At 44.9% G+C, this 14,524-nt stretch carries 13 protein-coding genes; 6 read left to right on the forward strand and 7 right to left on the reverse strand.

Annotated features, from left to right (window positions below; all coding sequences use genetic code 11):
* The first annotated feature begins 323 nt into the window (after nt 1-323).
* The 3 genes from AB4160_RS10870 (at nt 324) to trmL (ending at nt 2,934) form a co-directional block, all read left to right on the forward strand.
* The gene (locus AB4160_RS10870; RefSeq protein ID WP_102440184.1) at nt 324-1,010 is read left to right on the forward strand and encodes a response regulator; all 687 of its coding nucleotides are present in this window, start codon (nt 324-326) and stop codon (nt 1,008-1,010) included.
* Nucleotides 1,010-2,395, forward strand: coding sequence for an ATP-binding protein (locus AB4160_RS10875; RefSeq protein WP_372004599.1), 1,386 nt, complete (start codon nt 1,010-1,012; stop codon nt 2,393-2,395). Before AB4160_RS10870 ends, AB4160_RS10875 begins: the two co-directional genes overlap by 1 nt.
* Nucleotides 2,396-2,469: 74 nt before the next feature.
* A complete protein-coding gene (trmL, locus tag AB4160_RS10880; RefSeq protein ID WP_303459428.1) occupies nt 2,470-2,934 on the forward strand; it encodes a tRNA (uridine(34)/cytosine(34)/5-carboxymethylaminomethyluridine(34)-2'-O)-methyltransferase TrmL in 465 nt (154 codons plus the stop codon).
* A 165-nt stretch (nt 2,935-3,099) separates the two neighbouring features.
* Here the strand turns inward: trmL and AB4160_RS10885 are convergent, their stop codons facing one another.
* The 3 genes from AB4160_RS10885 to AB4160_RS10895 all read right to left on the reverse strand — a co-directional run bounded on the left by AB4160_RS10885 (nt 3,100) and on the right by AB4160_RS10895 (nt 7,245).
* The gene (locus tag AB4160_RS10885; protein WP_303412393.1) at nt 3,100-4,548 is read right to left on the reverse strand and encodes a pitrilysin family protein; all 1,449 of its coding nucleotides are present in this window, start codon (nt 4,546-4,548) and stop codon (nt 3,100-3,102) included.
* Entirely contained in the window at nt 4,548-5,873 is a 1,326-nt protein-coding gene (locus tag AB4160_RS10890; RefSeq protein WP_102476591.1) for a pitrilysin family protein, read from the reverse strand. The genes AB4160_RS10885 and AB4160_RS10890 overlap by 1 nt, the downstream gene beginning before the upstream one ends.
* A 70-nt stretch (nt 5,874-5,943) precedes the next feature.
* Entirely contained in the window at nt 5,944-7,245 is a 1,302-nt protein-coding gene (locus AB4160_RS10895; RefSeq protein ID WP_102440163.1) for an amidohydrolase, read from the reverse strand.
* 195 nt (nt 7,246-7,440) lie between these two features.
* Between AB4160_RS10895 and AB4160_RS10900 the strand changes: the two genes are divergently transcribed.
* A complete protein-coding gene (locus AB4160_RS10900; protein WP_372004602.1) occupies nt 7,441-8,922 on the forward strand; it encodes an ATP-binding cassette domain-containing protein in 1,482 nt (493 codons plus the stop codon).
* A gap of 26 nt (nt 8,923-8,948) precedes the next feature.
* Here the strand turns inward: AB4160_RS10900 and AB4160_RS10905 are convergent, their stop codons facing one another.
* From AB4160_RS10905 to AB4160_RS10915, 3 genes are all read right to left on the reverse strand, one after another.
* Nucleotides 8,949-9,326: a hypothetical protein gene (locus AB4160_RS10905; protein ID WP_372004605.1), complete on the reverse strand. Its 378-nt coding sequence runs from the start codon at nt 9,324-9,326 to the stop codon at nt 8,949-8,951.
* A gap of 4 nt (nt 9,327-9,330) precedes the next feature.
* On the reverse strand, nt 9,331-9,984 hold the full coding sequence (locus tag AB4160_RS10910; protein WP_303502184.1) for a tRNA-uridine aminocarboxypropyltransferase: 654 nt from the start codon (nt 9,982-9,984) through the stop codon (nt 9,331-9,333).
* A gap of 170 nt (nt 9,985-10,154) precedes the next feature.
* Entirely contained in the window at nt 10,155-11,357 is a 1,203-nt protein-coding gene (locus AB4160_RS10915; RefSeq protein ID WP_102476595.1) for a multidrug effflux MFS transporter, read from the reverse strand.
* Between the two features lie 115 nt (nt 11,358-11,472).
* Here AB4160_RS10915 and AB4160_RS10920 point away from each other — a divergent pair, with 115 nt between their 5' ends.
* Nucleotides 11,473-12,450: a LysR family transcriptional regulator gene (locus tag AB4160_RS10920; protein ID WP_372004607.1), complete on the forward strand. Its 978-nt coding sequence runs from the start codon at nt 11,473-11,475 to the stop codon at nt 12,448-12,450.
* Nucleotides 12,451-12,676: 226 nt separating this feature from the next.
* A complete protein-coding gene (locus AB4160_RS10925) occupies nt 12,677-13,021 on the forward strand; it encodes a hypothetical protein (RefSeq protein WP_102440157.1) in 345 nt (114 codons plus the stop codon).
* 79 nt (nt 13,022-13,100) lie between these two features.
* Here the strand turns inward: AB4160_RS10925 and AB4160_RS10930 are convergent, their stop codons facing one another.
* Entirely contained in the window at nt 13,101-14,504 is a 1,404-nt protein-coding gene (locus tag AB4160_RS10930) for a tetratricopeptide repeat protein (protein WP_102440156.1), read from the reverse strand.
* Between the last annotated feature and the right edge of the window lie 20 nt (nt 14,505-14,524).

The following is a 14,524-nucleotide window of genomic DNA, read 5'->3' on the forward strand; positions in this document are numbered from 1 at the left end:
GGTGTGAATGGTGTGAATGGCATTGTCACGAACAACAAAAACATCCAGACCTTTGCTGTCACAAAACTCACTTTCCCTTGGGATGCCTCAGCTTTATTACTCAAAGAAATCCCTATCCCTATCCCTAGACTGCCTTCCTTCTTACCAATGAAGTATGAATCTTGACTCATTGGTACGACACTTCATTCATTTACAATGATGACGGCATTCAAATTCGTGGCTAATCTCTGCCCTAAACGGCCAATATGTAAAAGAGTGCAATGTTGCTAAACTTGGCTATTCATTCGTTATATAGTGAATGCTTATTATTGAGCGAGGATCCCATGAGTCGAATTTTATTAGTCGATGATGACGCAGGTTTATCAGAGTTATTAGCCCAGCTTTTAGAGCTAGAAGGCTTTGAATTAACTCAAGCATTTGATGGTCAGCAAGGGCTAGACTTTGCGCAGAATCAAGATTTTGATTTAATCTTATTAGACGTCATGCTGCCAAAACTCAATGGTTTTGAAGTGCTGCGCGCCCTGCGCACCCAAAAGCAAACTCCAGTGCTGATGCTTACCGCCAGAGGCGATGAAATTGACCGAGTAGTAGGGTTAGAAATTGGCGCTGATGACTACCTGCCAAAACCGTTTAACGATCGTGAATTAGTGGCCCGTATACGCGCTATTTTACGCCGTTCTAGCCTCACTCAAGCAGATGCAGGCGCCCAAGATACCATTAGCTTTGGTGATTTAAGCTTAGATCAAGCCAGACAAGAGCTGTACTGTAATGATCAGCTTATTATTCTTACCGGCACTGAATTCTCATTGCTTCATAGCTTGATCACTCAAGCAGGCGATTTGGTCACTAAAGAGCAGCTCAGTGAAACCGTTTTGGGTAAAAAACTGATGCCATTTGACCGCAGTTTAGACATGCATTTATCCAATCTGCGCAAAAAATTACCTGAACGTCACGATGGTCGCCCTCGAGTAAAAACCATCCGTGGTAAAGGCTATATCTGGATCCCATAATGATTAAGCTATCTTCGTTAAATCGTTTATTTGTCAAATTACTGCTGGGCTTTTGGCTTGGCAGCTCTTTAATTATTGGCTTTGTGGCTGTACTGCCTTTATTGCAGCAAAACCACGACAAACAGCCAATGACAGCCAAGCAGCAACAGCTACTTAAACGCACAGCTAAACCATTTATTGAAGATCCTAAATTACTCGAAGATCACAAAGCTTTAAAACGCTTGCATCGCCATCGCAGTCCAAATGGCAAAATGATTAAGTTCTATATCACCAATGACCAAGACCTTGTGATTAATAGCAGGCAAGTCCCTAGAACCTTTAGAGAGTTCTTGCTGATTAGTGAAGAGTTTAACGCGCCAATGAGCCATCAGTTCCGTGATGAATTGATTTTTGGACCTTACACTTTTACTGCTGGGGAACAAGAATATCGCATCTACAGTCGCGTACCAGATAACCACCCTAGACCTTGGTTCTTTTTCTTTAATGACCATAAATTATTAACCACTATTATCGCCATGATCTTATCTGGCATATTATGTGGCTTTTTAGCATGGTATTTAGGCAAACCACTTCGCTCACTCAAGCATAGCTCTAACGCTCTTGCTAGCGGCGATTTAAGCGCTCGAGTCGATGACAGTATTGCCGCCAGAGGCGATGAAATGGGCGAGTTAGCACAAGCATTCAATACCATGGCGCAATCCATTGAAACCATGATGCATAACCAGCAGCGCCTAATGGGTGATATCTCCCATGAACTGCGTACCCCCTTAACGCGCTTACAACTCTCTTTAGCGCTGGCTCGCAAAAAACAACAAAGCAGCGTCGAGATTGAGCGCATTGGCTATGAAGCTGAGCAGCTAGAAGCTTTGATTGCAGAATTGCTGACCTTATCGCGAGTGACCATCAGTAATACTGAAAATAAAGTCCACTTAGAACTTGCCGAGTCTCTCAGTCAAATTCTTGATGATGCTGAATTTGAAGCCGAGCAACAACAGAAAAGATTACTCATTGATATACCAGAAAACATTAGCCTAGATCACTACCCCAAAGCGCTTTCTCGGGCGATTGAAAATGTACTGCGTAATGGCATTCGCTATGCCAATAGTGACATTTCAATCACTGCAATAAAGCAACACCAACAGGTCGTCATTACCATTAAAGACGATGGTCCTGGTATTGAAGACGTTGAGTTAGAGAAAATATTTAAGCCTTTTTATCGCCCTGATAGTTCAAGAGACAGAGAATCAGGTGGTTGGGGCTTAGGTCTGGCGATTACCCAAGCCGCCATCAAGCTCAATAAAGGCGAGATACATGCCAGCAATATTACCCCCCATGGGCTCAAGGTGGTGATTAGCCTGCCTGAGCGGATCTGCCGTTCGAATTGAACATTGTGAATTGATTACCACCAGCAGCTGGTTTTGCGTATAATTCCCAGCTCAATCAATGAAGGTAGCTATCCATGTTCCATATTGCGCTTTATGAACCAGAAATTGCCCCTAATACCGGTAACATTATCCGTCTTTGTGCCAATAATGGCGCTAAGCTACATTTAATAGAGCCATTAGGTTTTGATTTAGAAGAGAAAAAACTTCGACGCGCCGGCTTAGATTACTCAGACTTAACCAATATCACCCGTCATAAAGATTTTGCAGCCTTCCTTGACGTCATGGCAGGTAAACGTATTATGGCCTGCACCACCAAAGGTAGTCGTCCTCATACTGAGCTGTCGTTCGCTGCTGATGATGTATTGTTATTTGGGCCCGAAACCCGTGGCTTACCTATGGATATCATTGAGTCGATTCCCACTGAGCAGCGCTTACGTATTCCGATGACGGCTAACAGTCGCAGCTTAAACCTGTCTAACTCGGTGGCGATTATTAGCTATGAAGCTTGGCGTCAATTGGACTTTGCTGGCGCCAGCTAGGTTTTAGGTTTTAGGTTTTAGGTTTTAACCACGGTAAGTTTCAAACATCAATCTGGCTTAAGTGGTTCAGACTAAGTGGTTCATCCCAATCACATAATGCAGCCAACAAAAAGCCTCGCAATAATGCGAGGCTTATTTATTTAACCTGTTCCGCTCTGAGATAGCTTATTGGCCAAAGCCCACATCGGTAATATTAACCTTAGTAACCTCACCATACTCTTTGGCAATATCGGCAATCTGAGCCGCGTTACCAACAAGCACATACTGCAAATTGTCTTTTGGAAAGTAACGGTTAATGAGACGCTGGGTTTCGGCTAATGTCAGCCCATCGACCTTGGCTTGAAACTCATTAATAAATGCATCATCAAAGTTATAGATATACATATCAGCCAGTAACTCGCCCAGTTGGCCACCGGTTTCAAACTTAGGAGGGTACTGACCTTTGACATAAGCTTTGGCTGAATCTAGGGTTTGTTGATCAATGCCTTGCTCCCATAAACGGCCATAGGTTTTTAAAGCTAAATCCATGGCTTCTTTGGTGGTGCTGGTTTTAGTAAAGGTGCTGATAGAGAACACCCCTGCAGCAGAATAGGCACTAAAGCCAGAACGCGCCCCATAAGTGAGCCCGGCGTTAACCCGTAACTCATCATTAAGCCATGAGGTAAAACGGCCCCCTAAAATGGTATTTACTACCGTTAGCCCCACATAATCAGGGTTATCGCGCTTAATCCCCAAACCGCCAATAACAAAAGTGGTTTCAATGGCATCGGGTTTATCAACTAATAACACCTTACTGGCAGTTAATGGCGCTAGCCCTTGTGTTAAATCAGGCTGCACCGCAGTGTCAGTGTTTTTCCAGCCACCAAATGCCGTTGTCAGCTTGGCTTTCATGGTTGCGATATCAAAGTCACCCACCACGTTAATGGCGGTATTTTTAGGCTGAAAATAACTTTGGTGAAATGCCCGCAACTGAGCGACATTAATATCAGCTAATGACTTACTGTTGCCTGATACCGGATTAGCGTAAGGGTGTTCACCAAATACCAACTTATTGTAGTAACGACCGATTACCGCCCGTGGGCTTTCTTTCGCTTGTGACAAGCCAACAATTTCGCGCTGTCTGAGTTTTTCAAATTCACTATGGTCAAAGTCAGGGCTTATGAGCACTGGCTGGATAATATCGAGCATGGTATCAAGATCTTTACTCATAAAATCCGCTTCCAGCATCATGCTTTCACGCCCTGACGCTGTAGATAAGCTTGCACCGAGAAAGTCCACCATCTGCTCAATTTCAGCTTTGCTTTTACCGCCGGCGCCCAGTAATAAACTTTTCATTGTCATATACGACACCCCAGATGTGGTGTCGTTTACCGCCCCTGCGCGCACAACGGCATTAAAGTTAATTATCGGTACTTCTTGTTGCACCATCAAATTAACCAATAAGCCATTTTTAAGGGTAATGGATTGATATTGCGGCATACTGAAACTGCCAGTATCGAGGGGCTTGCTTGACTCAGTCGTGGCTTTGCAGCCCGCCAACCCCACACCACAAGCAAGCGCTATGGCTGATACCGTTAAGGCGCTGGTCTTTTTAAGCTTTATCAATGACATCATTAGTCAGCTCCCTCTGTGGCGGCTAACACACCCACGGTGCGATTGGCCTTACGTAAATAGGTTTGCGCAACACGCTGAATATCAGCAACGGTTACCTTATTGTAGGCTGCAGGCGCACTAAATAGTTTGTCATAACTGCCAAAATACAGCTCATAACGACCTAAAGTATTAGCGCGGCCATTGATGGTTTGCATGGTGCGATAAAAATCCATTAGCTTGATGTTTTTCACTTTTTCAAGCTCTTGCTCGCTAACGCCTTCAAGGGCAATACGGTTTATCTCGGCAATCATTGAGGCTTCTAATTGCAATGCATCAATCCCTGCATTGGCGACCCCAAGAAAGTAAAACAGATTAGGGTCAAATGACATGGGTAAATATGACATCACATCGGAGGCCAGTTGCTTATCCACCAAGCCTTGATAAAGCCGTGAGCTATTACCTTCACTGAAAATAGTGCTGAGTATATCTAGCGCATAATAATCGGCATGTTTCGTGGATGGCACATGATACGCCAGCAGCACATTAGGGGTAGTGACAGAGGCTTTTTCAACAAAGACTCGGCGCTCACCTTTTTGCAGCGGCTCTACAGTGCGAACGGCTAATGGCGCGGGCTGGGCGGCAATGACGCCAAAATATTGCTTCGCTAGACGCTTCACCTCCGCGGTTTTAACATCACCTGCGATCACCACCACAGCATTGTTGGGCGCATAGTAAGTCTTATGGTATTGCTGTAAATCCGCTAGCGACCAGGCGGCAATATCTGACTCATGGCCAATCACAGGCCAGCTATAAGGGTGAGCTCTAAACGCTGCACCTTTTACTTCTTGTTGCAAGGTGCGCCAGTTGGAGTTTTCAAGCCCTGTGGTGCGCTCTGATTGCACCACACCACGCTCGCTTTCTACCATCTGCGAATTAATATCTAAGTTAGCGATGCGATCAGCTTCGAGATCAAAAATGGTTTCTAACGCATTGGCAGGAAACCAATTGGTGTATACCGTGGTGTCTTCAGTGGTATAAGCATTATTAGCGCCACCCGCGGCTTCCATGGTGCGGTCAAACATTTTAGGGCCATACTTTTTTGAGCCGTTAAACATCATGTGCTCGAAAAAATGCGAGATCCCAGTAATGCCCGGTGCCTCATTACGAGAACCCACTTTCCAAAACAAATACATGTTGGCATTGGGTATGCTGCTATCTTCTAGCACCATAATTTTCATGCCATTATCCAGAGTAAAGCTATTGATATCCTCGACTGTGGTGGCCATCGCCGCGGTACTCACCCAGCAACTGAGTAATACCCATAACGCGCTGATGTTGCGTTTCATAATGGTTTCCTTGTAAGTCATTGCAATGAACAACAGGCCTGCTACAACCCGTTGTTAGTATTTTTATCGCTTAATTCACCGCGCCTAGCGCAGTTAATGCCAGCTGAGTCATGGTTTCAACGCCCACTTTTAAGGCTTTTTCATCAACAAAAAATGCTGGCGAATGATTACTGGCGACAGTGGCAGGATCTGTGCCTGCTGGCGTCACCCCTAAAAAGTAAAACAGCCCCGGCGTTTCAAGCGCATAGTAGGAGAAGTCCTCAGCGCCGGTGATAAGCCCTGGCTCAATGAGATTATCATCGCCCACAACCTCACGAATAACCGGACGCATTTTTGCGACTAACTCAGGGTTATTAACCGTAACTGGATAACCTGCATCAATCTCTGTGGTGGCTGTGGCGCCGAGGGTTTGAGCAGAAAGCGTCGCGATTTCAGCTAGTTTTACTTTAATGTCGGCGCGCATATCTTGATCAAAGGTTCGGATAGTACCAATTAACTCAACTTCATCAGGAATGATGTTCGAGCGTATACCGCCATTAATGGCGCCAAAACTCACCACTGCCGGCGCTTTAGTCACATCAACGCGGCGACTAATAATGGTTTGTACGCTATTAATTATTTGCGCTGAAGCCACAATCGGGTCAACCCCGCCCCAAGGACGAGAACCATGGGTTTGGCGACCCTTTACCGTAATCGTAAATGAATCTTCTGAAGCCATCGCAGGGCCTGCTCGCAAACCAATCATCCCTGTGGGCATACTTGAGGTTACGTGCATACCAAACACTTGATCAGGTTTGCGGCTAGCAAATAAGCCTTCTTTAAGCATTAACTCTGCGCCGCCTTCTTCACCCGCTGGCGCGCCTTCTTCTGCGGGCTGAAAGATAAACATCACATCGCCAGCGAGGCTGTCTTTAGACTTGACCAGATTCTCTGCCACGCCCATTAACATCGCCACATGAGTGTCATGACCACAGGCATGCATCACGCCGACTTTTTGGCCACGATAAGTATCAGTGGCTTTGGAGGCAAAAGGTAAATCAACCTCTTCTGTGACTGGCAACGCATCCATATCAGCGCGAATGCCGATTAGCGGCCCAGACTTTGCGCCTTTTAATATCGCCACTACACCAGTGTGCGCAATGCCGGTTTGTACTTCTAAGCCTAAAGACTCAAGGTGTTTGGCAATCACTTTACTGGTTCTAAACTCGCGGTTAGACAGTTCAGGGTGCTGATGTAAGTCACGGCGCCACTCCAACACCTTAGCTTCAACATCGCTTGCAAGTTGTGCTGCGTTAGGGGTTTGAGCCATTATCGAACCAGAAAAAGTGCCAGAGGCAACCGCAAGGCAAGCAGCAAGTATCGTTAAGCGCATAAATCATCCATGTTTTTATCATTTTTGTAGTATTTCAATCTACAGCGTATCCCTTGAATTGTTAAATATTTTGTTATCCAAAGCACATTTGAAATTGTGTCGATTTATGTAGAGTGGCTCAATAAACACTATGGTTGATGACATTGTGTTGATAATCTATGGCCACTATTAAATTTAAATCGAGAGTCCAAGCCCATGAAAATCACCTTTGAGCAATTAACCGCAGCCGGTGCTAGTAACTCATTGGAGATTGAACAGTGGTTAATTGAACATCGCCAATCCTGGGGAGTATTCAGCGCCCACAGTGATATTGGCGCCATGCTCGGTGACTTATTAGCAGATGTACCTGTGGGCGTTGGCTCTGACACATCAAATACATCAAGCATTGAGGTCACCGCAGGTTCGATACATAAAACCTCAGGCCGAGTTGCTCAGGTCTCACTCGCTGAGCAACAAAGGTTATTAGCACTTGAACTCGCCAATGATGACAGTGACTTTTTAGATTATGCCGATAAAGGCACTACGGTCGCGGGATTAATTTTTGCCCATTGCCATAAGCAAACATTAACCGACAAACTGCTTGAGGAGCTTGATTTAGTTCAGCTGCAACAGCGCGGGTTTCGTGAACTTTCAACGGGCGAAACCCGTCGCGTGATGCTAGCCATTGCCCTTGCTAGCGAGCCGGATTTTTTAGTGTTAGATAATCCCTATTCAGGGCTCGACATTAGCCATCGTAAAAGCTTAACGGCTTATCTAAGTCAGCTTGATATTCAAATGATGGTGATATTTTCTCGCGAGGAAGATATGCCCACATGGATAGATCAGATTGCTATATTCAGCCACAGCAAACTTGATAGCATCATGGATAAAGCCAGCTGGGAGCAACACCCTGTTATAAGCCAAATTACCGCCCAATCTAAAGTCCAAAGCGAGCAGATGCTGGCTATCATGCAGCGCCACCGCCATCAAAGCCCATTTGATAACCCCATCTTTGAACTTAAAAATGGCAAGGTGGCTTACAGTGATAAAACCATTTTTACTGAGGTTAATTGGCGCATTGATAAAGGCCAACACTGGCAGGTAAAAGGGCCCAATGGCTGTGGTAAAAGTACCTTGTTAGGGCTTATTTTTGGCGACCACCCACAATGCTACAGCAATGATATTCATATCTTTGGTAAGCAACGTGGCACTGGAGAAAGTATTTGGGAAATAAAGCAGCATATCGGCATGGTGTCATCGGCATTACACTTGCAGTATCGCGTCGGTTGCAGCGCTAAAGATGTGATTTTATCCGGCTTTTATGACTCTATCGGCCTGTACCAAAAAGCCACCCAAGCCCAGCAAGATATCGCCCAAGATTGGCTCAGCATTTTGCATATGTCCTACTATGCCAAAGTCTCGTTTAAGCAACTGGATTACAGCCAACAGCGACTATTGTTAATTGCCAGAGCATTAGTGAAACAGCCGACATTATTGATTTTAGATGAACCCTATCAAGGGTTAGATTATCTGGGTATTCGCTTAGTCAAAAATACCCTAGAACTGATCGCCAGAGAAAACCTCAGTCAGCTGCTATATGTGTCCCATTACCATGAGGACAGTTTAGACAGTATTAATAACTATCTGGAATTTGTTGCCGATGCAAAAACCGGTGGCTATAAAGCGCTAATCAGCTAGTTAATAGTGCTGCATTGCCAAAGCGCTTACTTTTCTTCGATTTTACGCTCTTTAGCTGCAGCTTCTTTAGCCTCACGCAAATATTTATCCGCCCGAGATTCTCGCTGTTGAAACTGCGCTTGAGATTTCTCTAACTGCTGTTGTTGCCACTCACCAGGCTCTTGGCGTTCAATAATTTCTTGCTCACGACTGCTGGTGTCGCTGGCTGCTTGGCGGGCTTTTTCAAGCTGACTTTGCTCCGTCTTTTTCGAGTCGATTCGACCTTGCTCAGCTTGTTGCGACAAGGTCAGTCGCGGCTTATCAGATGCCTGAGCAGCCACGGCAATAACGCCTAGCAAACTTGAAAGCAGTAATAGCCTGCTCATTAGCCTTAATAGACTGTTTGAATATAAGTTTAGCGACATACAATTAACCTTCCTGGTTGTTTTTAGACTCAATATAACGGGCTCGCACCTCAGCAGGCATGGCATTGAGCTTATGTTGCACCATGGCATCAAAGGCGCTAAATAGCGGGCTGATATCAAGTTCGCTATCGATTGCTTGCAATGTATAAGCGGTGGCTTCCAGTGTTGATAAACTGTCGCTACGTTTGGCCTTGCGAATAAGATATTGTGAAACCCCTTCAAATTCAATATGCAATGCCGGAAGCTCCAATAACCACGGATTAAGCTGCAACATTTTGAATGCTTTGCGCCAGGTGCCATCAATTAATAAAATGCAGCAATCTGCTGGTACTGACGAGTCCGCTGCATTTTGACTATTTTCACAGGGATACACCAGATACACAGGTTTATTGGCCCTTGCCAGCTGTTGTCGCAATGGCGCAAAGTCATCAGCGCTCTCACCCACCACCACTTGAGTTTGCGGCAGGGTTAAACTCAGCAATTTAACAGTATTTTTTGCATGCTCAACTTCAGAGGGGTGCTGCAGCACAATCACCTCAGTTTTAGCCTCCATCTTAGTCACGCTATCACAGATACAAGCCGACTGTGGGTAGCCACAACTTTTACAGATAATTCTAATAACCCACTCCTTGAACATATCAATACAATTAAAGGCCATTTTATACCAATTACAATAAATAAGAATGCTGTGTAATTAAGAGCCTGTAACTGAATTTTATAATCTAAATAAATTAAAACGCCGCAAACTAATTTGCGGCGTTGACTGATTTATTGACTTAGCACCCTTTAAATCATAACACCATGATTTAAATAAGACTTACCTATAATTTAAGGATGAACTTGCTCAACATGTAAATGATTCAAGCGTTTTGATGACATAATAATGAGTAGCACCAATGACAAGCCACCCATTAATATCGCTACCGCATAAGGTGCGGTGATATCGGTCATTTGAATTAACGCCGCCAATACTGATGCGCCGCTCATTTGAATACAACCTAACATAGCTGCTGCCGTACCGGCGCGCTCACCAAAGGCTGATAATGCCATTGAAGTTGCTGGGCCGAGTAATATCGCAAAACCAATACATAGCAGCATCATAGGTAGCATAAAGCTAAAGCCTGCAGCTAAACCGGTTTCAGGTCCTACAAGTTGCATCACCACCTCAAGGACTGCCGCGATGAGCATCAAGGTTAATGCCACCACCACACCTGGGCGATTACCAATGCGCTTAACTAACACTGGCGCAGCAAAACAAGCCGCAATATTGACTGCCGCATTGAGGCCAAATAAGCCACTAAATGCCAACTCACTGACCCCTAGATGGCCAATTAACCACATAGGCGAATATGATACGTAGGTGATGATAGATGCCATTGCTGCCATACAGGTTGCAGCATAAAACATGAAGTGTGGGTCGCTTAATACTGGCTTGTAACGTCCCCAGCGATAAAGCTTACCGCTAGTGTCTGTGCTTGCTGGGCGAGTTTCAGGGAATTTAAAAATAACGATAGCCAATACGATGATGGCGTACAGCGCCATAAAGATAAAGGTTGAACGCCAGCCAAACTGCAGGGCTAATAAGCCGCCCAATGTTGGTGCCAGTGCCGGAATAACGCAAATAGCGCCATTTAAATAACTGTACATTTTGACGCTTTCTTGACTGGTATAACAGTCTCGAACCGCACTGAATACCACAATCGAAGTAGAACAAGCTGCCAAGCCTTGCAGAACACGTGCAAGTTGCAATACTTCAAACTCCACCGCCATCGCGCCAACTAGGCTGCTCACGCCATATAACACAATACCGAATAAGGCGATTGGCTTACGGCCAAAGCGATCGGCTAATGGGCCAATTAGGATTTGTCCCAGCCCCATGGCAAACAAAAACAACACTAATGTTGACTGAATTTGGCTACCACTTACCCCATACTCTAGCGCCATGGTTGGCATGGATGGTAAATATATATCGATGGCTAATGGGCTCAGTAGCACCATAAACATCAGTATTGGTAGCAGGTTACGTCTCATTGAATTGGTCTCTTACATTTCATGGTAATGATTAATTGGGCGGCATTTTAGACTACTCATGGTATGAATAGAAATGGTATTATTTCCTAAGTAAATTTCCCTTGAGGAATATCACATGAATATTGATAATCTCGCTAAAATAGACTTAAACCTGCTGGTCATTCTACAAGTCTTACTTGAAGAACAATCGGTCACTCGCGCCGCAAACCGCCTGCATTTAAGTCAGTCAGCGTTAAGCAAAAGCCTTAACCGACTACGGGCAACCTTAGACGACCCGCTATTTCAGCGTACAGCTCATGGGTTAAAGCCCACTGCCCATGCGGTAAATCTTGCCCAACAATTACCTCAACTTCTGCAAAGTTTGCATCAAATAGTGCAGCCACCAAGCTTTATTGCTGCCAGTAGCCACCAGCATTTTTCATTTGCCATGGTCGAAAGCGCCTACGAAACCTTGCTACCGTATTTTATCGGCACCATTTTAAGAGAAGCACCCAATGTAAAGTTAGACTCTTATGTGTGGACTGAAAAGTCGATGCAAGACTTACAGTTGGGGCAAATCGATTTTGGCATAGCTGGCCGTGATACTCATCCTCAAGCTGATTTGAAAATAGAGCAACTGCCTGATGGGATTAAATATCAGACCTTATTTAAAGATAGGCAAGTGTGCTTAATTCGTCAGGGTCATCCGCTAATGGCACAAATTAAAGCCGGTCACTGGAATAGAGAGCTGTACCTGCAAATGGCTCATGTGCAGGTACGCTGTGAAGGCAATGATTGGTGGGCGCTGGATTACCATCTTGCAGAGAAAAACTTACATCGGCGTATTAGCTCTACCGTGCCAGATTTTTATGGCGCTGCCAGTATTTGCGCCCACAGTGACTTAATTTTTACTTTGCCATCGAGCTTTGCAAGGCATGCTGCACTACTTTATCCACTGGTTGAAATTCCGCTACCATTTGAGTTTATGCCCATGGCCTATGTACTACTGTGGCATGAACGCAACAGCCAAGCGCCGGGTCACCTTTGGTTAAGAAATATCATTTGTGGCAGTGTAGAAGAAGCGATAAAACAAACGGCTGTCACGCAGGTTTAATCGCCCAATACTGCAATATAAGCCAGCCCATTTTTCATAACACAATCACTGACGATAAAATTTGGCTCAAATTGCTGCCCAGATTGCCGCAAAAATGCACAAACATTAACCATGATTAACGTGACCTAGGCGCTGGGATCATCGATAGTCATGCTTCAAGTATTAAATTCATCGTCATCCAGTGCTATTTTGATGACGATGTTCAAAGGTTATTTTAGGAGTAACAATGAACTTTAACCAAATGTTTAATCAAACAAATTTAAAACAGCGCCTAGGGAATTTTCACCCACTATTATCATTGCTATTAGTGATCGGGATTTCGTTGACCTCGTTAGTGTTATTACCGTTTTTACTGATGTTTGCTCTAGTCAGCTTCATCGGATTGAACTTATTAGGGCGTAAATACCTAGCCCCTAGAATGCAGCCTATTTTCAGCCAGCAGTCTCAAGCAAATGAGTTTTATCGTAGCAATCCCAACATGCAGCGAGAATCATCTATCTACAAATCAGAGATGTTCCGAAAAGCCAAACCCAGCAACACGGGTCGCACTTTCGAGCACAATCCTGATTAACAAGCTGCTTACCGTTTAGCTATACCAATGAAAACACCGCCAGCTGGCGGTGTTTTGGTATCTGGGATGTATGAAACGATTAAGCCAAAATATGCTGCGCATATTGCAATGACTTTAACTCTTGTTCACTGGGCTTAAGCCCAATCACATTATCAATTTGAATTTGCAGCGACAACCAAATGGGGTCAATAATTTCAGCTTGTTGTTCATTCGCATGCTGTTTTGCCAGCTTTAACAAGGATGCCGATTCCACCACATCAATGCGGCCTAACATGCCATCGGCCAAAGCGACACTCAGTTCAATCATAGCAGGGACACTGCGGCCATAATTGATCACATCACGTAAGTAGCGCTCGGCTAAACAGCCATCGCTACCCAAACCAGCATCGTCATTTAACATGTGCTGCGCGCGGGCAAACATGGCATCAAGCTGACCTTGCTCAGCCGCTTCTGCCAACCAATGCTCACTGGTATTAGCATCAGCCTCACAGCCTTCACCATTATGGAGCATTAAGGCTAAATGGTATTGCGCATGGGGATAACCTGTCTGGGCGGCTTTACTAATCCACTCAAATGCATCGGTTAACTGTTGCTGCTGATAATACAGTACCCCCAAATTCGACATCGCTTCTGCATTTTCTGCCACGGCGGCCTGTTCAAGCCAATTCGCGGCTAATGCCATATCCTGCGGAAACTGCTTAGAGCCCACTAAATAGAAATAACCCAATAAGGCTTTAGCTTCAATCACACCTGCTTGTGCTGCTTGCTCAATGGCTTGCTCGCCTTTTAGCGCGTCTTTATGACCACTGTAACCATGCAGTAGCGCCACACCGTGTTCAAATAAACCTTGATGATGCGCCGTTGCCGCAAGCTCAAACCAGTAAGCCGCCTGTTTAAAGGTGCTGATTGACTCGGCCTGTTCAAGTTCAGGTTGCTGCAGTGATTGCTCCTGCTCTTGTTGCATTAATGCTTTTGACTTGAGCGACATCCCCACCAGATATTGCGCTTGGGGATCATTATGCATGACAGCTTGATAACACAACTCTCGCCCAGCAAAAGAATCAAAAGCTTCAAATTTATATGCTGGCGCAGCTTTTTGGTGGACTTTCGGATATAGCAGCTCAATTAACCCTAAGCTATTTTTAATGGTTTTTTCAGCAAGCGTAACCAATTGCTCTTGGGTTAGATGGTATTTCTCAGGATGAGCGCCACGATTACCGTCACTACGAAGTTTATGTAGCGCGCGCGTCGTAGGCACATCAATCAAGCGCATGCGATTTAACTGCTCGATGCGATCATATAAATTGGGGCTAGTGAATTTTAGCGACTGCTTAGCCGCGATTAACGCAGTAACTTGATGGGTAAAACTTCTGACAAACACCAAAGCCTGGGTGGGAATATCTCGCACATAGCTCTTGGCTTTAGTGTAATCTTCAACAATGTCAGGAGAGAAGCTGCCTATCAGCTCAATATCATTTAACACTTCGGGCAACTCCTCAAGGC

The sequence above is a fragment of the Shewanella sp. 10N.286.51.B8 genome, from assembly GCF_041469325.1.
Lineage (GTDB): Bacteria > Pseudomonadota > Gammaproteobacteria > Enterobacterales > Shewanellaceae > Shewanella.